At 71.2% G+C, this 22,319-nt stretch carries 18 protein-coding genes; 12 read left to right on the top strand and 6 right to left on the bottom strand.

All coding sequences use genetic code 11. The annotated features are described in order from the left end of the window. The 3 genes from Cba03nite_RS35210 to Cba03nite_RS35220 form a co-directional block, all read right to left on the bottom strand. The coding region (locus Cba03nite_RS35210; RefSeq protein ID WP_203756072.1) for a bifunctional DNA primase/polymerase at positions 1-1,807 on the bottom strand (1,807 nt) is incomplete at its 3' end. Between the two features lie 606 nt (positions 1,808-2,413). After that, positions 2,414-3,892, bottom strand: coding sequence for a YifB family Mg chelatase-like AAA ATPase (locus tag Cba03nite_RS35215; protein WP_203756075.1), 1,479 nt, complete (start codon positions 3,890-3,892; stop codon positions 2,414-2,416). Then, positions 3,892-4,251 carry a YraN family protein gene (locus Cba03nite_RS35220; RefSeq protein ID WP_203756078.1) on the bottom strand — a complete coding sequence of 120 codons (360 nt, stop codon included), beginning with the start codon at positions 4,249-4,251 and terminating at the stop codon, positions 3,892-3,894. Before Cba03nite_RS35220 ends, Cba03nite_RS35215 begins: the two co-directional genes overlap by 1 nt. A gap of 161 nt (positions 4,252-4,412) precedes the next feature. Here Cba03nite_RS35220 and Cba03nite_RS35225 point away from each other — a divergent pair, with 161 nt between their 5' ends. The 8 genes from Cba03nite_RS35225 (at position 4,413) to Cba03nite_RS35260 (ending at position 12,279) form a co-directional block, all read left to right on the top strand. Continuing rightward, entirely contained in the window at positions 4,413-5,255 is an 843-nt protein-coding gene (locus Cba03nite_RS35225; RefSeq protein ID WP_203756079.1) for a hypothetical protein, read from the top strand. A 249-nt stretch (positions 5,256-5,504) separates the two neighbouring features. Beyond that, positions 5,505-6,326 carry a 30S ribosomal protein S2 gene (gene rpsB / locus Cba03nite_RS35230; protein WP_203756080.1) on the top strand — a complete coding sequence of 274 codons (822 nt, stop codon included), beginning with the start codon at positions 5,505-5,507 and terminating at the stop codon, positions 6,324-6,326. A 78-nt stretch (positions 6,327-6,404) separates the two neighbouring features. Next, positions 6,405-7,232 (top strand): translation elongation factor Ts, encoded by an 828-nt coding sequence (tsf, locus tag Cba03nite_RS35235; RefSeq protein WP_203756081.1) that lies wholly within the window; start codon positions 6,405-6,407, stop codon positions 7,230-7,232. A gap of 109 nt (positions 7,233-7,341) precedes the next feature. Continuing rightward, positions 7,342-8,061: a UMP kinase gene (pyrH, locus tag Cba03nite_RS35240; RefSeq protein WP_203756082.1), complete on the top strand. Its 720-nt coding sequence runs from the start codon at positions 7,342-7,344 to the stop codon at positions 8,059-8,061. A gap of 276 nt (positions 8,062-8,337) precedes the next feature. Beyond that, positions 8,338-8,895, top strand: coding sequence for a ribosome recycling factor (gene frr / locus Cba03nite_RS35245; protein ID WP_203756083.1), 558 nt, complete (start codon positions 8,338-8,340; stop codon positions 8,893-8,895). Further along, a complete protein-coding gene (locus tag Cba03nite_RS35250) occupies positions 8,895-9,902 on the top strand; it encodes a phosphatidate cytidylyltransferase (RefSeq protein WP_203756084.1) in 1,008 nt (335 codons plus the stop codon). Before frr ends, Cba03nite_RS35250 begins: the two co-directional genes overlap by 1 nt. A 99-nt stretch (positions 9,903-10,001) precedes the next feature. Further along, entirely contained in the window at positions 10,002-11,129 is a 1,128-nt protein-coding gene (rlmN, locus tag Cba03nite_RS35255) for a dual-specificity RNA methyltransferase RlmN (protein WP_203756087.1), read from the top strand. Between the two features lie 88 nt (positions 11,130-11,217). Then, complete coding sequence (locus tag Cba03nite_RS35260; protein ID WP_203756090.1) at positions 11,218-12,279, top strand: DivIVA domain-containing protein; 1,062 nt, start codon at positions 11,218-11,220, stop codon at positions 12,277-12,279. A gap of 77 nt (positions 12,280-12,356) precedes the next feature. Here the strand turns inward: Cba03nite_RS35260 and Cba03nite_RS40145 are convergent, their stop codons facing one another. Next, a complete protein-coding gene (locus Cba03nite_RS40145; RefSeq protein ID WP_239126253.1) occupies positions 12,357-12,578 on the bottom strand; it encodes a DUF2631 domain-containing protein in 222 nt (73 codons plus the stop codon). 211 nt (positions 12,579-12,789) lie between these two features. Between Cba03nite_RS40145 and Cba03nite_RS35270 the strand changes: the two genes are divergently transcribed. The 3 genes from Cba03nite_RS35270 to Cba03nite_RS35280 all read left to right on the top strand — a co-directional run bounded on the left by Cba03nite_RS35270 (position 12,790) and on the right by Cba03nite_RS35280 (position 16,552). Further along, positions 12,790-14,355 (top strand): Rieske 2Fe-2S domain-containing protein, encoded by a 1,566-nt coding sequence (locus tag Cba03nite_RS35270; RefSeq protein ID WP_203756092.1) that lies wholly within the window; start codon positions 12,790-12,792, stop codon positions 14,353-14,355. A gap of 49 nt (positions 14,356-14,404) precedes the next feature. Further along, positions 14,405-15,106 carry a hypothetical protein gene (locus tag Cba03nite_RS35275; RefSeq protein ID WP_203756093.1) on the top strand — a complete coding sequence of 234 codons (702 nt, stop codon included), beginning with the start codon at positions 14,405-14,407 and terminating at the stop codon, positions 15,104-15,106. Between the two features lie 255 nt (positions 15,107-15,361). After that, positions 15,362-16,552, top strand: a complete 1,191-nt coding sequence (locus Cba03nite_RS35280; RefSeq protein ID WP_203756094.1) for a S8 family peptidase — start codon at positions 15,362-15,364, stop codon at positions 16,550-16,552. 150 nt (positions 16,553-16,702) lie between these two features. Here Cba03nite_RS35280 and Cba03nite_RS35285 read toward each other — a convergent pair whose 3' ends face one another. Together Cba03nite_RS35285 and Cba03nite_RS35290 are read right to left on the bottom strand one after the other, a co-directional pair. Then, positions 16,703-19,180 (bottom strand): GcvT family protein, encoded by a 2,478-nt coding sequence (locus Cba03nite_RS35285; protein ID WP_203756095.1) that lies wholly within the window; start codon positions 19,178-19,180, stop codon positions 16,703-16,705. A 35-nt stretch (positions 19,181-19,215) separates the two neighbouring features. Then, complete coding sequence (locus tag Cba03nite_RS35290) at positions 19,216-19,920, bottom strand: TetR/AcrR family transcriptional regulator (protein WP_203756096.1); 705 nt, start codon at positions 19,918-19,920, stop codon at positions 19,216-19,218. 98 nt (positions 19,921-20,018) lie between these two features. On the opposite strand from Cba03nite_RS35290, the gene Cba03nite_RS35295 reads away from it, so the two are divergent. Next, positions 20,019-22,127 carry an MMPL family transporter gene (locus tag Cba03nite_RS35295; RefSeq protein WP_203756097.1) on the top strand — a complete coding sequence of 703 codons (2,109 nt, stop codon included), beginning with the start codon at positions 20,019-20,021 and terminating at the stop codon, positions 22,125-22,127. Positions 22,128-22,319: the final 192 nt, after the last annotated feature.

Consider the following 22,319-nt stretch of genomic DNA (forward strand, 5'->3'; position numbering starts at 1 on the left):
ACACCGTGACCCGCAGCGAGACACCGTTGATCGCCCGTTTCTTCGCCATCGTTCCGGTCTGACCCCGGTCACGTGCCTCGTCAGACTTCGGAAGGTGGTCGATGGCGATCACCGCAGCCCCCGACCGCTCCAGAACGGTCAGCGTCCGGCGATGGGCGCTCGTGTAGTCGTCCGGGTTGCTGGAGTTCAGCCCGAGCATCGGCACCAACTCGCCCAGCGAATCGACGACAACTACCGTGGGCGTCCACGCCTTAAGCGCGTGAACCACACGGATCAGATCATCACCACTTTCCGGCTCGGCCAGCAGGAAACGCTGAGGGTCGCCCAGCACCGTCTTACGGGCACCCAGGATCGTCAGCCGGGTGATGATTTCTCCCGCCCCGTTGTGGTCCAGGTCGATGACGGCGGCACGCCCGCCGCTGTTCAGCGCCTCAACCACGGCAGCCAGAGCAATCCATGTCTTGCCGCACTCGGGGTCGCCGAACAGCACGTTGACCTTCTGCGCGTAGAACAGCTTGTTGCCGTCATCGCGGGTGAGTAGCACAGGCGCTGGGGGTGGCGGAATCCCGTCCGTCAGCAGCTTCGCCACGTCCACGAACAGCGAAGCCGCTGCACCTTCCTGGGCTTCCGGAGTTGCTCCAGCCTGGCCGGCATCGTCGTCCGTGTTCCAGTCGTCCAGGTCGTCCACCTGGCGGTCCGCCCCGTAGCCAAGCCTCCTCAGTGCCGCCGAACAGGCAGAGAAATCCCCGCCGTACTCCAGGTGAGTCAGGACGGCGAACTTGTCATAGGAGCCCTCCAGTGGCATACCTGACCAGGCGTAGAGGTTCGGCGAGCCGTCCTTGCCGGTACGCGCCGAACCGGTGGACATGTTCGACGAGTTCGGGTGCACGTACTCGTCCTGACCCTGCTTCCTGCCCAGGTACTTCCAGCCGTTGCGGGTCAGGATTTCGTGGATCGTGATCGAGGGGTCGTCGTTGAACGCGTCGCCCGGACGGTCGCCGTTTGCGCGGTCGTACTCGGCGACACCTGCCGGACGCTCGTAGGTAGGAAGGACACGCTCATCCAGCGCAGCCCTGATCGCGGCGTGGATGGCCTGCCGTTCGTCCCACGTCAGCGTTCGGACATCCTGGCCGACCTGCGAGCCATCGCACGCTGACCACGGCTTGCCAGTCGGGTGAACCTTCCCGCTGGACGGCGCGAGGATCACGAACCCACCCTCACCACGCGTCTCTGCGTATGTGGTCTTCGAGTCGGCCGACATGGCGATCTTCTGGTTGCCGGGAACGGGCTGGTCGGCGATGCGATAGAGGATGTGAATGCCACCCGATGGCGTCATCTCTGCGTATCCCTCGTTCAGCAGGGATTTCCACCGCTCGCCCACGCCACGCGCGATGCACTCCTGCTCGATCCGCGCCCGGCTGGCAGGGTCACTGGCACGCCCCTCCGTTTCGAGCATTTCGAGATTCCCGGACACCTGGCCGCAGACGATCCCGACGCCCCAATCCGGGTGGGCGGTGAACCACTGCTCAACCTGGCTGCGCGGGGGGCGCTCGCCGGTAAACGACTTCCACTCGTGCACCGGACGCTTGGAACCGTCAGCGCGTGCGGGGATTACGGTCGTGCCCGCGTCGTGCCAGGCGAGCGCGCCGTGAAGGTGGACGTTGTCCACGGCCGGACCGGTGGGCACGTCAGCTAGCGCCGCAGCATCCCAGCACTGCCGGTGCTGCGGCAGTCCGTCGTACCGCTCGGTGGTGTCGAAGTTGCAGCGCACACAGCGGGTGGCGTCGATGGACGTGCTGGTCAGCACCCCGGTAGAATGCTGAGCAGGGTTTCCGTAGTTAGGGCCGTTCTCGTCGGGGCGGCCCTTTCCCGTGTTCACGACCGCTCGCCTGCCTGGAGCGCCGGGGCGAACAGCGCGCGTAGGCGTGCCATTTGATCATCAGTGAGTTCGGGCGCACGATCGACGACAGTGCGAACAGCGCCAACGAGATAGGCCCGCCTGGCGTGTTCCTTTCGCTCCTCCGGGGAGCGACCCGCATGAGTCTTCGCTGCTCCGAGACGGCCACGTTCGGCGTGGCTAAGGGGGGTGGGCACAGTGATCTCCGGATGTGGAGGTTCTGTGCGGCACGGCCACTCGGGCGTTCCGGTGTCCTGCCCGATCGCCGCTGATGATCGGGAAGGTTCGCCATGGGCGCGGTCGCAGACTCCTGTCGGACCTGGACAAAGTCTCAAGTCATGCAGGGGGTAGGCCCGCCACGGCAGCCCATGGTCCGTGGAGCGGGGATACAGCTCAACTTCATCGATTACGTTAGCCCAGTTCTGGGCAATGATCAACTCTGGCAATCGGGCTGAACTGGGTACATGTGCGCTGGATTTGTCTCTTGAGGACCCAAAGGACGCCCAGGATTTCTGGCTACCCGACTTGACCGGGCGAGAGATACGTCCCCCATAGCTCTGTACACGCGACCCGGAGCACGCGGTCGTGACCGCGGGCGGACAGCGCTCCGGTGTCCAGCCGGTGCCGCAGCACGGCGGTGTCCGTGTCGGGCAGCCGCCATCGGCGCTGGCGCAGCACCGTGCCGGGCACCTCGGCGTTGCAGCGCGCGCCGAGCCCGCTCCAGCGCTCGGCGGCGACCGCGCGGGCGGCGGCGACCCGCTGCGCGACCGTGCGCGACGGCTCCCGCGTGGCGCGGTCGGTGAACAGGTGGGCCGCCCTCACCTGGGGCAGCTGCAGCTGGATGTCGATCCGGTCGAGCAGCGGCCCGGAGATGCGGCCGATGTATCGCCGCCGGGCGTGCGGGCTGCACGTGCACGCGACGTCGCCGACCGGGCGGGCGCACGGGCACGGGTTGGCGGCGAGCACCAGCTGGACCTGGGCCGGGTACACGACGATGCCGCGGGTGCGGCCCAGCGTGACGATGCCGTCCTCCAGCGGCTGGCGCAGCGTGTCCAGGGCCTGCCGGCTGAATTCGGGCGCTTCGTCGAGCATCAGGACCCCGCGGTGGGCCAGCGACAGCGCGCCGGGGCGGGCCAGCCCGCTGCCGCCGCCGACCAGCGACGCCACCGAGGCGGTGTGGTGCGGGGCCTGGAACGGCGGCCGCCGGATGAGCGGCGCCCCGGGCGGCAGCACGCCCGCGACTGAGTGCAGGGCGGTCACCTCCAGCGCGGCGGCGTCGTCGAGCAGGGGCAGCAGCGACGGCAGCCGCTGGGCGAGCATGGTCTTGCCCGCGCCGGGCGGCCCGAACAGCGCCAGGTGGTGCCCGCCCGCGGCGGCGACCTCGATGCCGAGCCGGCCCGTCTCCTGCCCGGCGACGTCGGCGAGGTCCGGTTCCGGGCCGAGGGCCGGTGGTGGGACGTCCGGCGGGTCGAGCAGCGCGTTGCGGCCGCGTACGAAGCCGGTGACGCGGTTCAGCGTGTCCGCCGCGTGCACGCGCACCCCGGGCACCAGGGCCGCTTCGGCGGCGTTGCCGAGCGGCACGATCGCCTCGGTGACGCCGTGCCGGGCCGCCGCGGCGACCATCGGCAGCACCCCGCGCACCGGCCGGACCGAGCCGTCCAGCCCCAGCTCGCCCAGGACCAGCACGCCGTCGAGCGCGACCAGCGGCAGGGTCCCGGTGCCGCCGAGGATCGCCAGCGCGACGGCGACGTCGAAACCCGAACCCCGCTTCTTCAGATCGGCCGGGTCGAGGTTGACGGTGATGCGGCGCTGGGGCCAGGTCTCGCCGGAGTTGGTGATGGCTGCGCGGACCCGCTCCCGGGCCTCGTTGAGCGCGGCGTCCGGCAGGCCGGAGACCAGGACGCCGGGCAGCCCGTTGGCGAGCACCGCCTCGACCCGGACCAGGTGCCCGGTGACGCCCTCCAGCGCCGCGCACAGGACTCTCGCGTAGCTCATCAGAACGCGCCGCGGATGTGCTGCACGACGGGTTCGGCGCCGCGGCGGGCGTACACGCTGACCACGTCGAAGCGCACCTCGCTGGGGCGTACCCCCGTGATCGCCAGCCACTGCGCGGCGAGCTGCCGCAGCCGCCGCACCTTGGCCCGCGCGACCGCCTCGGCGGGTGTGCCGTAGGTCGCACTGCGCCGGGTCTTCACCTCGCAGAAGACCACCGCGTCGCCGTCGCGCGCGATGATGTCGATCTCCCCGGCGGCGCCGCGCCAGTTGCGGTCGAGCAGCACCATGCCCGCGGCCAGCAGATGCGCGGCGGCCAGGCGTTCTCCCCAGGCGCCGACCGCCTGTGTCACCTTCGTCATGGCCGCCGAGCATGGGCGTGCGGGCCGCCCCGAGGCCATCCGGACGATCCGTCGGCTGTGGACGGAGCTCCGCTTGGGGATATGCGCCTGATCATGCAGTTGATCTGTTATTGGGACGGCTTGTTGGCGCCGAGGTGAAAACTCCTCTACGGTGGGCGCCCGTGGACGGACATGACGATTTCGCCGACTGGAGCTCCTTCCGCGAGCAGCGTGGCGGCCGCGACGACCGGCGCACGCCCGACCAGTACTCGTACGACTTCGACGGGGACTCCCGTGTCCCGGCGCCGCGCTCCGGCGGGGACAGCCGTTACGCCTCGCTGGCCGAGCTGAGCTCCGGCCGCGAGCGCGCCGACGACCGCGAGTGGGACCGCGGCGACGACTGGGACCGCGGCCGCGACCGCTACCAGGCCCCGGCCGACCCGGACTTCGCACCGCGCGGCCCGCGCTCGGCGCCGCCGGTGGACCCCGACTTCGCGCCCCGCGGCGCCCGCTCGGGCGAGCCGCTGCCGCCGCCGGACCCGGGCTTCGCCCCGCGCGTCCAGCGCCCGGACGTGCCGCCGATGCCGATGTCCCCGATGTCCCCGGCCGGGCCGCCGATGTCCCCGGCGGGACCCCCGATGCTGGGCGGCGCGCCGGACCCGATCCAGCAGCCGACCTCGACCGTCGACGCCGCCGCGGTGCGCCGCTCGGTCAGCGACTCCGACGGCATCTACCGCAGCAAGCGCCCGGCGCTGCTGGTGCTGTTCGGCGTGGTCGCGGGCCTCGGCGAGCTGATGATGGCCCGCTCGCTGCTCGACGGCGCGTTCGACGGCCCGGCCGGTCCGGCGCTGGCCCCGCTGCTGGCCATGCTGGGCCTGCCGTTCCTGGCCCTCGGCCTGTACGCGGTGACCACCGGCGCGGCCACCGCGGTGCAGTTCCAGGGCCCCCGGGTGTGGCTGCGCACCCCGCTGGTCTACCTGCTGGTGGGCCTCGGCCTGCTGCTCGCCGCGGGCACCGCGGCCTGAGGACGTCGTGCATGCGGTGTCCCGGGGGAGAGTGGCCCGGGGCACCGCGTACACTTGACTCTCGCGACCACAACTCGTGGTCGACTTCGCGCGCCCTCCCGCCTTCGACAGGCTGGGCGGCGGCCTCCCTGGTCCTCGCTTCGCGGGGTTCCACCATGGCCGACGACCGGGCGCCAGGCGGCGGCCACCGGCCGCCGGTTCAACCAGGGAACGCACGGTTTCACACCGTGCCGAGAAGATTGGCCTGACATGGCTGTTGTCAGCATGCGCCAGCTGCTGGAGAGCGGCGTTCACTTCGGGCACCAGACCCGCCGCTGGAACCCGAAGATGAAGCGCTTCATCTTCACCGAGCGCAACGGCATCTACATCATCGACCTGCGCCAGACGCTCGACTACATCGAGAAGGCGTACAGCTTCGTCCGCAACACCGTGGCCGAGGGCGGCACCGTGCTCTTCGTGGGCACGAAGAAGCAGGCCCAGGAGGCCGTGGCCGAGCAGGCCGCGCGCGTGGGCATGCCCTACGTCAACCACCGCTGGCTGGGCGGCATGCTCACCAACTTCCAGACGGTGTACAAGCGGCTGCAGCGCATGAAGGAGCTGGAGTCGATCGACCTGACCGGCACCGCCGCGGGGTACACCAAGAAGGAGACCCTGCAGCTGTCGCGGGAGAAGACCAAGCTCACCAAGACCCTCGGTGGTCTGCGGGACATGCAGAAGCTCCCGGCCGCGGTCTGGATCGTGGACACCAAGAAGGAGCACATCGCCGTCGACGAGGCCCGCAAGCTGGGCATCCCGGTGATCGCGATCCTGGACACGAACTGCGACCCGGACGAGGTCGACTTCCCGATCCCGGGCAACGACGACGCGATCCGCTCGGCCGAGCTGCTGACCAAGGTCATCGCGAGCGCGGTGGCCGACGGCCTGATCGCCCGCTCCGGCAAGGCCGCCCGTGGCGGCGACGTGAAGCCGGAGCCCGGCACCGTCGCGGCCGACGAGCCGCTGGCCGAGTGGGAGCAGGAGCTGCTGACCGGTGACAAGCCGGCCGAGCAGCCCGCCGCCGCCGCTGAGTGACCCGCTGTCACACGGTGCGGGTCATGAGCCCGCACCGTGTGGTACGACTTGCGAAGTCTTCTACCAAAGAGGGAACTGATGTCCACTTTTACCGCTGCAGACGTCAAGCGGCTCCGTGAGCTGACCGGCTCCGGCATGATGGACTGCAAGAAGGCGCTCGAGGAGGCCGAGGGCGACTTCGACAAGGCTGTGGAGATCCTGCGCGTCAAGGGCGCGAAGGACGTCGGCAAGCGTGCCGGCCGCACCACCGCCAACGGTCTGGTCGCGCACTCGGGCAGCGCGCTGCTCGAGCTGAACTGCGAGACCGACTTCGTCGCCAAGAACGACGCCTTCATCGCGCTGGCCAACCAGCTGGTCGCCCACGTCGCCGCCACCAAGCCGGCCGACGTCGAGGCGCTGCTGGCCAGCAAGATCGGTGACGGCACCGTCGCCGACCTGATCCAGGACCAGTCCGCCAAGATCGGTGAGAAGCTGGTCATCGGCCGCTTCGCGGTGCTGGACGGCGACGTGGCGGTGTACATGCACCGCAAGAGCGCCGACCTGCCCCCGCAGGTGGGTGTCGCGGTCGCGTACACCGGCAAGACCGACGAGGCCGGTGCGGACGACGCCCGCTCGATCGCGATGCAGATCGCGGCCATGCGGCCGAAGTACGTCACCCGCGAGGAGGTGCCGGCCGAGATCGTCGAGTCCGAGCGCCGCATCGCCGAGCAGACCGCTCGCGAGGAGGGCAAGCCCGAGGCCGCCCTGCCGAAGATCGTCGAGGGCCGGGTGAACTCGTTCTTCAAGGACTTCGTCCTGATCGAGCAGCCGTCGGTCAGCGACCAGAAGAAGACGGTGAAGCAGGTGCTGGCCGAGGCCGGCATCGAGGTCACCCGCTTCGCGCGGTTCGAGGTCGGCCAGGCCTGAGCCGCCCCGAGCGGAAAGCAGTAACGAAGGGAGGTCGTCGGTGGCAGCCACGGCCTCCCTTTTCCGTACCGCCTGCGCGGTCGCAGGTTGGTGAGCAGAGAGGGTGCTGATGTCCGGACACCAGTTCAACCGGGTGGTGCTGAAGCTCTCCGGCGAGGTCTTCGGCGGTGGCGAGGTAGGGGTCGATCCGGACGTCGTGGCCGGGATCGCCCGCCAGATCGCCACGGTGGTGCGCCGCGGGGTGCAGGTCTCGGTCGTCGTCGGCGGGGGCAACTTCTTCCGCGGCGCCGAGCTGCAGAAGCGCGGCATGGACCGGGCGCGCGCCGACTACATGGGCATGCTGGGCACCGTGATGAACTGCCTGGCGCTGCAGGACTTCCTGGAGAAGGAGGGCATCGAGACGCGGGTGCAGACCGCGATCACGATGGCCCAGGTCGCCGAGCAGTACATCCCGCTGCGGGCGATCCGGCACCTGGAGAAGGGCCGCGTGGTCATCTTCGGCGGCGGCGCCGGCATGCCGTACTTCACCACCGACACGGTGTCCGCCCAGCGTGCACTGGAGATCCACGCGGACGTGGTGCTGATGAGCAAGAACGGCGTGGACGCGGTCTACACCGCCGACCCGCGCACCAACCCCGACGCGGTGAAGATCGATCACATCACCTTCGGCGAGGTGCTGCGCCAGGGCATCCGGGTGGCCGACGCGGCCGCGTTCAGCCTGTGCGCCGACAACGGCCTGCCGATGCTGGTCTTCGGCGCCGAGGGCGACGACACCATCGTGCGCGCGGTCAGCGGCGAGAAGATCGGCACCCTGATCACCGCCTCCTGACGGCGGGGCGGGCTCGCGCAGCGGCCGCCGTGGCGAGCGGTACCCTATGGCCGCGTGCGGACGGGCTCCGCGCGCCGTACGGGTACGCGTTCGCGCGGGACACGTCGGCGCGGGCTCGGACGTGATACGAGCATGAGGCCGCCGTCAGGCGGATGATCGAAGACAGAGCACAGCCGCAATCAGTGACCGGCGACCCGGCGCGGCGCGGAGCGGGGCCCACCGGCCCGCCGCGACCGCCGGGGCCCGCCCGGCACACGATCAGAGACGGAGAGGCCCGTGATCGACGACACGCTCCTCGAGGCCGAGGAGAAGATGGACCGGGCGGTCGAGCACGCGAAGGAGGAGTTCGCGGCGATCCGCACGGGCCGTGCCAACGCGGCGATGTTCTCCAAGATCGTGATCGACTACTACGGCACGCCCACGCCGCTGCCGCAGATGGCGTCGATCGGCGTGCCCGAGCCGCGCATGGTGATCATCAAGCCGTACGACACCTCGCAGATCGGTGCGATGGAGCGGGCGATCCGCGACTCGGACCTGGGCGTGAACCCCGGCAACGAGGGCACCCAGCTGCGCATCATGGTCCCGCCGATGACCGAGGAGCGCCGCCGCGACATGACCAAGATCGCGCGGGGCAAGGGCGAGGACGCGAAGATCGCGATCCGCAACGTACGCCGTAAGGCCAAGGAGGAGCTCGACCGCATCGTCAAGGACGGCGAGGCGGGCGAGGACGAGGTGCGCCGGGCGGAGAAGGAGCTCGACGACCTGACCGGCAAGTACGTCGCGCACATCGACGAGCTCCTCAAGCACAAGGAAGCCGAGCTGCTCGAAGTCTGATGAGCGAGCCATACGACACGGACCCTCGCCGGTCCGGCGCCTCCCGGGCGCGGCACCCCCACGATGCCGCGCCCGACGCGTATACCGACCCCTCCGACGCGCCCGCCGACCCGCCGCGCGCCGGCCGCCGACGTGCCGACCGCGACGCCGCGCCGCAGGACCACGCGCCCGACCCGGCCGAGCCGAAGAAGGACTACGGCCGGGCGGGCCGCAACGTGCCGCTGTCCATCGCGGTCGGCGTCGGCCTGCTCGCGGTCATCCTGACCCCGCTGTTCTTCGCCAAGCAGTTCTTCGTGCTGATCCTGGTCGCCGCGGCCGGGCTGGGCGTGTGGGAGATGGCCCGCGCGGTGCGCGGCTCCGGCGCCAACCCGCCACTGGTCCCGCTGCTCGGCGGCGCGGTCGCGATGATGAGCCTGGCCTGGTACGCGGGCGTCGACGCGCTCAGCATCGGCCTGCTGATCACCGTGCTGGCCACCATGGTGTGGCGGATGGGCGACGGCCCGGCCGGCTACCAGCGCGACATCGGCGCCGCTGCGCTGATCATGGTGTACGTCCCGTTCCTGCTCGGCTTCGCCGCGCCGCTGACGACGCCCGCGGACGGGCAGTGGCGGATCGTGGCGACGCTGGCCGCGGTGGTCCTCTCCGACACCGGCGGCTTCGTCGCGGGCGTGCTGTTCGGCAGGCACCCGATGGCGCCGGTGATCAGCCCGAAGAAGTCCTGGGAGGGCTTCGCCGGGTCGGTGATCGCGGCCGGTGCGGGCAGCGCGGCGATCCTGTGGGCGCTGCTGGACGTCGCGCCCTGGTGGGGTGCGGTGTTCGGCGTGGTGATCGCGGTGGCGGCGGTGCTCGGCGACCTGGCCGAGTCGCTGCTCAAGCGGGATCTCGGCATCAAGGACATGAGCAACATCCTGCCGGGCCACGGCGGCATCATGGACCGGCTCGACTCGATCGTGTTCGCGGTGCCGGTGGCCTACCTGTTGCTGTCCGTGCTCGCGCCGACCCCGTGAGTTGAGACACAGAGCAGCGCGTGATCGGGCCCGTCAGCAGCGCTGTTGGCACCCTCGGGGGCTGGCGCGGGTGACCGGACGTGGGACACTGGAGCGGTCATGACGAGCCTTCCCTTGATTTCCGTTACCGATGGTGACGGTGCGACGACGCGCCGGGCATCCATGCCGCCGCGCCACCTCGCCGACCTCGATCTGGCGGGGCGGCGCGCCGCCGTGTCCGAGCTGGGCGAGCAGGCCTTCCGCGCCGGCCAGCTGTCGACGCACTACTTCGGGCGCCTGGAGCGCGACCCGGCCGGGATGACCGACATCCCGGCCGCCGCGCGCGAGCGCCTCACCGGCACGCTGCTGCCCCGGCTGCTGACCCCGGTGCGCGAGCTGGCCTGCGACGGCGGCGACACGCGCAAGGCGCTCTGGCGGCTGCACGACGGGTCCATGGTCGAGAGCGTGCTCATGGGCTACGCCGACCGCGTGACCGTCTGCATCTCCAGCCAGGCGGGCTGCGGCATGGCCTGCCCGTTCTGCGCCACCGGGCAGGCGGGCCTGACCCGCAACCTGTCCACCGCCGAGATCGTCGACCAGGTGGTCTACCTGGCCGGGATCGCCGCGTCCGGGGTGATGGGCGGCGCGCCGCGGCGGCTGAGCCACGTCGTCTTCATGGGCATGGGCGAGCCGCTGGCCAACTACAACCGCGTCATCGACGCCGTACGCCGGCTCACCAGTCCCGCGCCGGAGGGCCTCGGCCTGTCCCAGCGCCACATCACGGTGTCCACCGTGGGGCTCGTGCCCGCCATGCGGAAGCTGGCCGAGGAAGACCTCTCGGTGACCCTTGCGCTCTCGCTGCACGCGCCCGATGATGACCTTCGCGATGAACTCGTGCCGGTGAATCAGCGGTGGAAGGTTGCCGAAGTGCTCGATGCCGCGTGGGCGTACGCCGCCCGCACCGGTCGCCGGGTCAGCATCGAGTACGCCATGATCAGGGACGTGAACGATCAGCCGTGGCGGGCCGACCTGCTGGGTCGCCTGCTGTCGGGGCGGCTGGCGCACGTCAATCTCATCCCGCTCAACCCGACACCGGGCAGCAAGTGGGACGCCAGTCCCAAGCCGGTGGAGCGGGAGTTCGTGCGGAGGTTGCGCGCGGCCGGAGTCGCCACTACGGTGCGTGACACCCGGGGACGTGAGATTGACGGCGCGTGTGGGCAGTTGGCTGCTAGCGAGGTTGAGGCATGAGCGAGCACAGCGAGCGAATCATGGACACGGTTGACCCACGCTGGCGACGAGCGCAGCGAGTAGTCGGCATCGGCATGGAGGTAACGGCGTGAGCTCGCATGGTCAGCGGTTCCGCCGGCGTGCGATGCGCCGCGGCTACAAGGTCGACGAGGTCGACACGTTCCTCGACCGGGTGGAGGCGACCCTCAACGGATCTCCGGCCGGTCCCGATGTGCGCTCGCAGGAGGTCCGGGACGTCGTCTTCCGGGTGCGCTTCGGCGGCTACGACGAGTGGCAGGTCGACCTGCACCTCGACCGGGTGGAGCGCCAGCTCGCCGAGCTGGAGGAGCGCCCGGCCGCGCCCGGCCGCGGCGCCGAGCTGCGCGCCAGCATGAGCCCGCAGGCGCAGGCGCCGGCCCCGCCCGCGCCGATGCCGGACCGGATGGGCCCGCCGCCTCCGCCGCTGCCCACCCGCACGCCCGCGGCCAGCGCGCCGACCGGCGCCCTGCCGCGCTTCGAGCCGCGCTACGAGGAGCAGCAGCCCCAGTTCGCCGGGCAGGGCATGGTGCCCGGCCCGCAGAGCAGCTTCGACGGCTTCGGCGGCGGCCAGGGCCGGTCCGACATGACCAGCGAGATCCGCATGCAGCCGCAGCCGCCGCGCAACGAGCCGCCGCGTATGCCGGAGCCGCCCCGCGTCGACCCGTACGGGCCGAGCAGCGGCTTCGGCTCGGTGACCGCGCAGCAGCCGGTGTACCGCGACAACCCGCCGCCGGCGCGCGGCGGGTACGACGCCGACGCCACGAACACGTTCAGCGCGGTGCCCCCGGCTCCGGCCGTCTCGTCCTACGGTGGCGGCGGCTACGGCCCGCCTCCGCCCCCGCCGCCAGCGGCGCCGTCTGTCCCGTCCGGCCCTGCCTACACGGGCGAGCTGGCCCGGGTGGACCAGCTGCGGCGCACGTTCCAGCTGCGGCGCTTCGGCAGCGGTTACGACCCGCAGCAGGTGGACCGGCTGTTCGAGACCGCGCTCAGCTCGCTGGCCGGCCGCAGCGGCGGCCCGGTCAACGACAGCGAGCTCGACCCGGGCCGGCTGAACCTGGTCCCCGGCGGCTACTACGAGGCCGAGGTGGAGCAGGCCCTCCGCGACCTGCGCGAGATCGTCGGGCGGCGCTGAGTCACGCCGGACCCCGGCTCACGTGAAACGGCCCCGGCCGCGCCCTCCAAGGGCGGCCGGGGCCGTTCGTGTGCGGGTCAGTCGCGCAGGCCGTTGCGGCGCAGCACCACGTCGATGATGAGGATGGCGGCGAGCGTCGCCGCGACGCCGATCAGCCAGAGGGTCTCGACGTTGCCCTCGTGGTTGCCGAACAGCATCAGCAGCAGCATGACGATCACCACGACCCCGGCCACCCGGGCGGCCTTCACCGGCGTGGGAGTGTGCTGGTCGGGCGAGGTTACCGGCTCTTCTGCGGCCACGGTCTGGTCCTTCTCTCTCGACGTGCGGGGCCCCGGCGGACAGCGCCTGCCGGCGCCGCGTCGCGGTGGTGGCAATACAGTCTGGCATGGCGTGATCGACCGCTTCGGGGGAGTCCGGCATGTCACGGCCCGGTGGCGGTGAATCGGCCCGCCGGGGCTCTCGGGTAGCGTTCCAGTTGTCGGCGGACGGCGGCGAGAAGGGAAACGGGCAGTGCGGATCACCGGTACGGGACACGCCAGCATGCGGATCGACACGGCGGCGGGCTCCATCCTGTGCGACCCGTGGGTGAACCCGGCGTACTTCGCCTCGTGGTTCCCCTTCCCGGACAACTCGCAGCTGGACTGGGAGACCCTGGGCGACGTCGACTACCTCTACGTCTCGCACCTGCACCGCGACCACTTCGACGCGGCCCACCTGAAGCGGTACGTCTCCAAGAAGGCGACCGTGCTGCTGCCGGAGTACCCGACCTCGCAGCTGGAGGACGAGCTGCGCGACCTGGGCTTCACCCGCTTCTTCAAGACCGTCTCGGACGAGGTGCACGAGCTGGACGGCGGCCTGAAGGTCATGATCCAGGCGCTGATCTCGCCGACCGACGGCCCGATCGGCGACTCGTCGCTGTGGGTCGAGCACGACGGCGTCCGCGTGCTGAACCAGAACGACGCCCGCCCGACCGATCTGATGCGCTTCACCGAGCTGGGCCACGTGCACGCGCACATGCTGCAGTTCTCCGGGGCCATCTGGTATCCGATGGTCTACGAGCTGCCCCAGTCGGCCAAGACCGCGTTCGGCAAGCAGAAGCGCGAGCGGCAGTTCGACCGCACCTGGCGCTACATCGACGACCTGAAGGCGAGCTGGGTCTTCCCGATCGCGGGGCCGCCGTGCTTCCTCGACGACGAGCTGTGGCAGTTCAACGACATCTTCGGCGACGAGGGCAACATCTTCCCCGACCAGTCGGAGTTCGTGAAGGAGTACGCCAAGGTCGGCGGCACCAACGGCGTGGTGCTGCTGCCGGGCTCGGTGTCCGCGCTGACGGCGGACTCGTGCGAGACCACGCACCCGGTGGCCGACCTCGACGAGTTCTTCGCGAACAAGGAGGAGCACCTCAAGGCGTACCAGGAGCGCCAGCGGGTGGTCATCGAGGCCGAGAAGGCCTCCTGGTCGCACCCGGAGATCGACGTGCTGGCCGGGATGAAGGCGCGCATCGAGCCGCTGCTGGACGAGTCGGTGCGGCTGGCGCAGGGCGTGGGCGGCCCGGTCCGCTTCGACCTGACCAGCCCGGAGGGCGACGTCATCGAGTCGATCCTGGTGGACTTCCCGGGCAAGGAGGTCCGGATCGCCGCCGACGAGAAGGTCCGCTACCGGTTCCGCACCGAGCGCCGCCTGATCGAGCACCTGCTTTTCATCGACGAGGGCGACTGGGTCAACTCGCTGTTCCTGTCCTGCCGCTTCTCCGCCGCCCGCATCGGGCAGTACAACGAGTTCGTGTACGCGTTCTTCAAGTGCCTGTCCGAGGAGCGCCTGCAGTACGCCGAGGGCTGGTACGAGTCGCAGCGGCCGGACGCCGAGGACATCACCGTGGGCGGCTTCTCGTTCCAGCGCCGCTGCCCGCACCTGAAGGCGGACCTGACCCGCTTCGGCATCGTCGAGGGCAACCAGCTCACCTGCCAGCTGCACGGCTGGAAGTGGAACCTGGAGACCGGCCGCTGCCTGACCAGCGTCGGCCACGAGATCCGCTCCGAGCGCGCCGCAGAGCCCGCGCCCCAGCCGGCGGCCTAGCCGCGAAACGCGGGAGCGGCGCCGGGCGGAGCTCGACTACGCTCCCGCGATGGCCTTCCCCGCAGAGGCGCGCCGGGTGCGCGACGACTCGCTGCCGCCGCCCACCCGCCTGCTGGCGCTCAAGCGCTGCATCAGCGCGTACGCGCCGTTCGGCTACCACGCCACCCTGAAGCTGCTGACGGATCTGCACGGCCCGCTGACCGAGCCGTCCGCGCTGCTCGCCGCGCTGCGCACGCTGGAGTCCAGCCGCCGGTCCTGGCGCCGCTCGCTGCTGGCGCTCGGCCGGCACCGGCGTGCGATCCGCCGCCTCGGCCGCCGTCCCGCGCGGGCGACGCTGCGGCGGCGCGAGGCCGAGCTGATCGGCGGGTACAGCTGGCCCGGTGGCCTGATGCCGGGCCGGAGGCGGGCCCGTCAGCAGTGGCGTGATCACCAGGTCGAGACGCCGTTCCTGGTGAGCCAGGGTGTGCTCGCCCCGGGGGAGTGCCGCGTCGAGCGGGTGCGGCTGGGCAGGGACCACTACCGGATGGAGCGGCGGCGGGACAACGCGGCCGTGGCCCTGGCCCTGGCCGTGTGCGTGCCGCTTCTCGCCGTGATCGTCACGGGGGGCGTGTTGCTGATCAAGCCGCTGGAGCTGAGCGAGGCCGAGTTCGTCACCGGCTTCACCGTGGTGACCGTGCCGCTGTTCTACCTCTACGACGTGCTGCGCTGGCTGTTCGAGCGGTGGCTGGAGCGGCGGGCGGCGGTGCGCTGACCGGACCGCGGCCGGGCTCCGCCGTCACCCCAACCGACTCGGCGCCGTTGGCATTTGTGCAGGTCAAGGCGGGTGTGTGGGGCGGGCGCGGGCTGCGGAAGGGTCCCCAACCTTCCCAGTGAATAGGAAGACCTCAGAAAAGAGAAGTCTTCAAATATTCATATTCCACGTATACGTTCCTCCAAAACAGTTCCGGCGCGCCCTGTGACGAGCCACGAGCGACGGGCCGCCGGCCTGACCAGGGGAGGAACCGACATGAAACGTGCCCGCACGTTCGTGCTGAGCGTGGCGGTGGTGCTCGCCGGCGCCACCGCGCTGCCCGCAGCGGCCGCGGCTGCGCCGCCGGAGGCGCCCGTGCTGCCGGTCAGCGGCGAGGTGGTCGCCGGCAGCTACGTCGTCGTGTTCAAGCCCGGCGCCGACGTCTCCCAGGCGAAGTCGCTCACCGACCGGCACGGCGCCGGCCTGCGCAAGACCTTCCGCGCCGGGCTCAAGGGCTTCTCGTTCACCGGCAGCGCCCTGTCCGCGCGCCGCATCGCCGCCGACCCCGCGGTGGCCTACGTGCAGCCGAACATGGTGCACCGGATCAGCGCCACGCAGTCGCCCGCCACCTGGGGCATCGACCGCATCGACCAGCGCAGCCTGCCGCTGAGCAACTCGTACACGTACTCGAACACCGCCTCGTCGGTGCGGGCGTACATCATCGACACCGGGATCCGGTTCGCGCACAGCGAGTTCGGCGGGCGGGCGGTGTCCGGCTTCGACGCCATCGACGGCGGCACGGCCGACGACGCCAACGGGCACGGCACCCACGTCGCCGGGACCGTCGGCGGCACCACGTACGGCGTGGCCAAGGGCGTGACGCTGGTCGGCGTACGGGTGCTGGACGCCGAGGGCAGCGGCACCACCGAGCAGGTCGTCGCGGGCATCGACTGGGTCACCGCCGACCACGACCCCGGCGAGCCCGCGGTCGCCAACATGAGCCTCGGCGGCGGCGCCGACACGGTGCTGGACAACGCGGTCAAGGCGTCCATCGCCGACGGCGTCACGTACGCCATCGCGGCCGGCAACGGCATCCTCGGCATCTTCGCCGCCAACGCCTGCAACTACTCGCCCGCCCGGGTGCCCGAGGCGATCACCGTCTCGGCGACGCAGAGCAACGACAGCAAGGTCTCCTGGGCCAACCGGGGCACCTGCGTCGACATCTTCGCGCCCGGCGTGAACATCACCTCGTCGTGGTTCACGAACGACACCGCGACGAACACCATCAGCGGCACCTCGATGGCCACTCCGCACGTGGCCGGCGCGGTCGCGCTCTACCTGCAGAACAACCCGGGCGCCACCCCGGCCCAGGTGCAGTCGGCGCTCATCGCCAACGCCACCACGGGCGTGGTCGGCTCGCCCGGCAGCGGCTCGCCGAACCGGCTGCTCTACACCGGTAACTTCTAGCCGCACCTGACGTGCCCGGCGGGGTCCCGACCCCCGGACCCCGCCCGGCACCCGCGCGAGGCGCGTCGAGGGGGCCGCCTTGCGAACGACGTCGGCCTGTCCGGATGACTCCGACATCCGGGCAGGCCGACGTCTGTTGCGAGCAGCGGACTACAAGCGGATGCGGTCGTTCGCGGGGTCGTAGAGGGGGCGGAGGGAGACCAGTGCCGGGTAGGTGCGGTCGGCGATCTCGACCGTCCAGCTCCCCGCGTCGATCCACGCCTGGTCGAGGGGCTGGTCACCCGCGTCGATCATCGCGAGGCCGACGGCGCCGCCCAGGGTGTGGCCGTAGGACGCGGCGCGGATGTAGCCGACGGGCACGCCGTCGCGGCGGACCACCTCGGCGTGGAACATCAGCGGCTCCGGGTCGGTGACCAGGATCTGCAGCAGGCGGCGGCGCAGCGGCCCCTCGGCCTTCCTCGCCAGCACGGCATCCCGGCCGATGAACCCGCCGGGCTTGTCCAGCGCGACCGCGAAGCCGAGCCCCGCCTCCAGCACCGAGTCGGTGTTGTCGATGTCGTGGCCGTAGTCGCGGTAGCCCTTCTCCATGCGCAGGCTGGACAGCGCCTTGAGCCCCGCGTGGCGCAGCCCCAGCGGCCGCCCGGCCTCGGTCAGCCGGTCGTACGCGTGCACCGCCTGCTCGGCCGGCACGTACAGCTCGTACCCCAGCTCGCCGAGGTACGTGATCCGGATGCACAGCGCGCGGGCGAACCCGAGGTCGATCTCGCGCGCGGCCCGGAACGGGAACGCCTCGTTCGAGACGTCCGCGGTCGTCACGGCCGCGAGCAGCTCGCGCGAGCGCGGACCCTGGATGTTGATCTGGGCGTACGCCCCGGTCACGTCGGTGGCGAAGGCGTGCGCGCCGGTCTGCTCGAAGTGGCGGCGCAAACGCGTCTCGACGTGCCGGTGCGCGGTGTCGGAGGCGACCACCCAGAACCGGTCCTCGGCGAGCTTGGTGACGGTCAGGTCGGCCTCCAGCGTGCCGCCCTCGTTCAGCCACTGGGTGTACGTGATCACGCCGGGGTCGCCGTTCACCCGGTTGGCGGACAGCCGCTCCAGCGCCTCACCCGCGTCACGCCCCTGGACCAGGAACTTCGCCATGAACGACATGTCCATGAGGATCACGCCCTCGCGGGCGGCCCGGTGCTCCTGCGCCCAGTTGCCGAACCAGTTCTGCCGCCCCCAGGACAGCTGCTCGACCTTCGGCTCCTGCCCCTCGGGGGCGTACCAGTCGGGGCTCTCCCAGCCGCTGACGTCCTTGAAGTAGGCGCGCTGCCCGGCGAGCCGCTCGTGCAGCGGGGACAGCTTCGCCCCGCGCGCGGTCTCCATCGACTTACCCGGGTAGTGCGGGGCGTAGACCATGCCCAGCGACTCGACGGTGCGGGTGGCCCGGTAGGCGGGATTGCTCTGGTAGCCGTGCAGCCGGTCGATGTTCATGCCGGTGACGTCGATGTCGGGGCGGCCGTTGAGGATCCAGTGGGCCATGGCGCGGCCGATGCCGCCGCCGGTCAGGATGCCGATCGAGTTCAGGCCGGCCGCGACGAAGTAGTTCCTCAGCTCGGGCGCCTCGCCGACGATCGGGGCGAGGTCCGGGGTGAAGCTCTCCGGCCCGCAGAAGAACTTGCGTACGCCGACCTCGGTGGAGATCGGGATGCGGGCCATCGCCTTCTCCAGGTACGGCGCCATGCGGTCCCAGTCCGGGGGCAGCTCGCCGAAGGAGAACGAGTCCGGGATCCCGTCCACCTTCCACGGAGCACAGACCGCCTCGAACAGGCCGATCATGAGCCCGGCGCCCTCCTCGCGGAAGTACCCGTACGACGACGGGTCCTCCAGCACCGGCAGGTCGCCGTGCATGCCGTCGATCGGCTCGGTGATCAGGTAGTAGTGCTCGGCGGCCTGGAGCGGGATGCTGACGCCCGCCTTCTCGCCGAGCTGGCGGGCCCACATGCCGGCGCAGTTGACCACGTACTCGGCCTCGATGTCGCCGTAGGGCGTACGCACGCCGGTGACCGTGTTGCCCTGCCGCAGGAAGCCGGTGGCGGGGACGCCCTCGATGACGCGTACGCCCTGCATCCGGGCGCCCTTGGCCAGCGACATGGTGACGTCGACGGGGTTGGCCCGGCCGTCCTCGGCCACGTAGAAGCCCGCCAGCACGTCGTCGGTGTGCGCGAGCGGGAACAGGCCCTTGACCTCGGCAGGGGAGACCTCGTGCACGTCGATGCCGCACAGCCGGTTGAACGCGGCGACGCGGCGGTACTCCTCCAGCCGGTCGGTGTCGGTGGCCACCTGCACGAAGCCGACCTGCTTCAGGCCGGTGGCCAGGCCCGTCTCCGCCTCCAGCCGCGCGTACAGGTCGCGGGTGTACTTGCGCAGCTCGGTCGAGGTCTCCGAGAGCGAGCCGAAGGTGACCATGAGCCCGGCGGCGTGCCAGGTGGTGCCGGAGGTGAGCCGGTCGCGCTCCAGCAGCACCACGTCTTTGCAACCCATGTGCGCCAGGTGGTACGCGATGGAGGTGCCGATGATGCCGCCGCCGACGACCACCACGCGGGCGCGGTCGGGCAGCTGGGGAGCGGATGTGTCGGGCGTCATAGCGGGCGAGCCTACCGTCCTGAGCCGCCGATCAGTCAATCAGCGGCGCCGACCGGCCTGACCTGCGACGAGAAGAAGGCGAGCTCCGCTTCGAACAGCGGTTCGGTGTTGGTCGCGGCCCAGCTCAGCTGGCCGAACAGCTCCGCCGCGAGCACCCCGTAGAGCCTGGTCCAGGAGTTCAGGAACACCGCGGTCACCTCCAGCGGCAGCTCGCCCTGCGCGGGCAGCGCCCCGGCGAGCCGGTCCAGGTCGACGTGCGCGGCCTCGGGCAGCCGTCCGGCCTCCCACAGCTCCACCATCGGCTGGATGAAGATCGCGCCGAAGCACGCGCCCGCGTGCTCCAGGTCGACGCACTGCTCGTGGAACTGCTCCACGCCCGGCACGGGCGGGCCGAAGATCAGCGTGGCCTCGGGGCGGTGCGCCAGGGCCCAGGTGCGCAGCGCGCGGGCCATGACGACGAGCCGCTCGACCGGGTCCGCGGCCGGGTCCAGTGCGTCGCGGGCGGCCTCGCACTGGGCGCGCACCTCGTCGAACAGGTCCGTGCACAGCTCGATGACCAGCGCGTCCAGCGCGGGGAAGTAGCGGTAGAGCGCCGCGGCGGTCATGCCCATGTCCCGGGCGATGGCGCGCAGCGAGACGCTCGCCGGGCCGCCCGCGACCAGCTGCGTCCGGGCCAGCTCCTTGATCTCGGCCACGGTGCGCTCGCGCAGCCGCTCACGGCGGTGTGAGGTGTCCGACATCGAGCCCCCTTGACGGCGGTGAACGATGTCCGCGAAAGTAAACACCGTTCACTCAAATGAGTGCTGTAAACATCATACGGGTTCCGGAAGGGAAACTGATGTTCGCGTGGTGGGGGCGGGCCGTGGTCCGGTTGCGCTGGCTGGTGCTGGCCGTCGCGGCGGCGGTCGTGGTCATCGGTGCGACGTGGGGCGGCGGCGTCTTCAACGACCTGATCAGCGGCGGGTTCGACGACCCGGGCAGCCCGAGCAGCCGGGCGCACCGGGAGATCACCGCCCAGCTCGGGCGGCAGGACGTCGACATCCTGGCGCTGTACTCGTCCGAGAGCCTGACCTACGACCAGCCCGCGTTCCGGGACGCGGTCACCGCCGTGGCGACGGAGCTGTCCGGGCGGCCCGAGGTGACCAGCGTCGTCGGCGCGTACACCCCCGGGGTGCCGCCGCGCTTCGCCTCCGCCGACGGGCACGCCACCTACCTGGCGATCCAGTTGCGCGACGGGGACGAGAACAGCAAGCTCGCCGACCTCGCCGCGCTGCGGCCCGAGCTGACCGCGGCCGGGCTGGAGACCGAGGTCGGCGGGCTGATGCCGTTCCTCGACGACGCCAACACGCAGATCAGCGACGACATCACCAAGGCCGAGCTGATCAGCCTGCCGATCCTGCTGGTGCTGCTGGTCTTCATCTTCCGGGGCCTGGTCGCGGCGGCCACGCCGCTGTTCGTCGGCATCCTCGCGGTGCTCGGCGCGTTCATCGCGGTGCGCCTCATCGCGCAGGTCACCGACGTGTCCGTGTTCGCGGTCAACATCATCACGATGCTCGGCCTGGGTATGGCCATCGACTACGCGCTGTTCGTGGTGAGCCGGTTCCGCGAGGAGCTGGCCGCCGGGCGCACCCCTGCCGAAGCCGTCGCGCACACGCTGGCCACGGCCGGGCGCACCGTGCTGGTCTCCGGGCTGACCGTGGCGCTCGCGCTGGCCAGCCTGCTGATCTTCCCGATGGACTTCCTCAAGTCCATGGCCTGGGGCGGCATGGCCGCCGTGCTGGTCGCCATGCTCGCCGCGCTCACCGCGCTGCCCGCCCTGCTCGCGGTGCTCGGGCCGAAGGTCAACGCGCTGCGCGTACCGCTGCCGAAGATCTTCTCGCCGAAGGCGGCGGGCGAGGGCGGCTGGGCCCGCATCGCCCGCAGCGTGATGCGCCGCCCAGTGGTGTACGCCGTCGCCGTGGCCGCGTTCCTGGTGCTCATGGCGACGCCGTTCCTGGGGGCGAAGTTCGGCGGGTTCGACGAGCGGGTGCTGCCGGCCGGCACGGAGTCGCGCACCGTCACCGAGCGCATCGCCGCCGAGTTCCCGGGTGGCAGCGCCGCCCCGATCAGCGTGCTGGTCGTCGGGTCCGGCGCCGAGGACATGCTGGCCCGGGTCAAGGCCGTCGAGGGGGTCACGGACGCCGCGATCACCGCGCAGCGCGGGCAGGCGACGCTGATCTCGGCCTCCTACCCCGGTGAGCCCGCCGACGAGAGCGCCCGCGACATCGTCGACCGGATCCGGGAGCTGCCCGCGCCCGCGGGGGCGGAGGTGCTGGTCGGTGGGCGCACCGCGGCCGACCAGGACCAGCTCGAGTCGCTCGGCTCGCGGCTGCCGTGGATGCTCGGCATGGTCGCGGTCAGCACCTTCCTGCTGCTCTTCCTGGCCTTCGGGTCGGTGGTGCTGCCGCTCAAGGCGATCGCGATGAACGTGATCTCGATCGGGGCGTCGTTCGGGGTCGTCGTCTGGATCTTCCAGGACGGGCACCTGTCGGAGTGGCTGGGCTTCACGGTCACCGGGTTCCTGGAGCCCGGGAACATGGTGCTGATGCTGGCCGTGCTGTTCGGGCTGGCCACCGACTACGAGGTGTTCCTGCTGTCCCGGGTGCGTGAGGAGTGGGACGCGACCGGGGACAACACCCAGGCCGTCGCGTCCGGCCTGCAGCGCACCGGCGGGATCATCACCGCGGCGGCGATGCTGCTGATCGTGGTGCTGGGCGGCTTCGCCACCGGCGGCGCGACCACCATCAAGGTGCTCGGCATCGGCATGGTCGTCGCGGTGGCCATCGACGCCGCGCTGGTCCGGGCGGTGCTGGTGCCCGCCACGATGCGCCTGCTCGGACGGTGGAACTGGTGGGCGCCCGGCCCCCTCCGCCTGGTCTACCGCCGCTACGGCCTCAAGGAGGCCTGACCCTGGCCACCGGCGCCTCGCGGGGGGCGGGGCGCCGGCCCAAGATCGCGGTCTCGTGTCGAAAAGTGCGCTTGGAGCCCACCTTTGGACACGAGACCGCGATCTCCGCGTGGCCGGTGGAGTCTCCCGGCGGCCAGGAGTGTCCGTCGCCCAGTGAAGATCGGCGGTTCGTGTCGAAAGGTGGGGCCAGAC

The organism is Catellatospora bangladeshensis (genome assembly GCF_016862575.1).
Taxonomy (GTDB): Bacteria; Actinomycetota; Actinomycetes; order Mycobacteriales; family Micromonosporaceae; genus Catellatospora; species Catellatospora bangladeshensis.

Excerpts from the sequence above, each read along its gene's own strand:
- Cba03nite_RS35215 (WP_203756075.1), bottom strand. The coding sequence starts at position 3,892 with ATGAGCTACGCGAGAGTCCTGTGCGCGGCGCTGGAGGGCGTCACCGGG.
- Cba03nite_RS35220 (WP_203756078.1), bottom strand. The coding sequence starts at position 4,251 with ATGACGAAGGTGACACAGGCGGTCGGCGCCTGGGGAGAACGCCTGGCC.
- rpsB (WP_203756080.1), top strand. The coding sequence starts at position 5,505 with ATGGCTGTTGTCAGCATGCGCCAGCTGCTGGAGAGCGGCGTTCACTTC.
- tsf (WP_203756081.1), top strand. The coding sequence starts at position 6,405 with ATGTCCACTTTTACCGCTGCAGACGTCAAGCGGCTCCGTGAGCTGACC.
- pyrH (WP_203756082.1), top strand. The coding sequence starts at position 7,342 with ATGTCCGGACACCAGTTCAACCGGGTGGTGCTGAAGCTCTCCGGCGAG.
- Cba03nite_RS35250 (WP_203756084.1), top strand. The coding sequence starts at position 8,895 with ATGAGCGAGCCATACGACACGGACCCTCGCCGGTCCGGCGCCTCCCGG.
- rlmN (WP_203756087.1), top strand. The coding sequence starts at position 10,002 with ATGACGAGCCTTCCCTTGATTTCCGTTACCGATGGTGACGGTGCGACG.
- Cba03nite_RS35275 (WP_203756093.1), top strand. The coding sequence starts at position 14,405 with ATGGCCTTCCCCGCAGAGGCGCGCCGGGTGCGCGACGACTCGCTGCCG.
- Cba03nite_RS35280 (WP_203756094.1), top strand. The coding sequence starts at position 15,362 with ATGAAACGTGCCCGCACGTTCGTGCTGAGCGTGGCGGTGGTGCTCGCC.
- Cba03nite_RS35285 (WP_203756095.1), bottom strand. The coding sequence starts at position 19,180 with ATGACGCCCGACACATCCGCTCCCCAGCTGCCCGACCGCGCCCGCGTG.
- Cba03nite_RS35290 (WP_203756096.1), bottom strand. The coding sequence starts at position 19,920 with ATGTCGGACACCTCACACCGCCGTGAGCGGCTGCGCGAGCGCACCGTG.
- Cba03nite_RS35295 (WP_203756097.1), top strand. The coding sequence starts at position 20,019 with ATGTTCGCGTGGTGGGGGCGGGCCGTGGTCCGGTTGCGCTGGCTGGTG.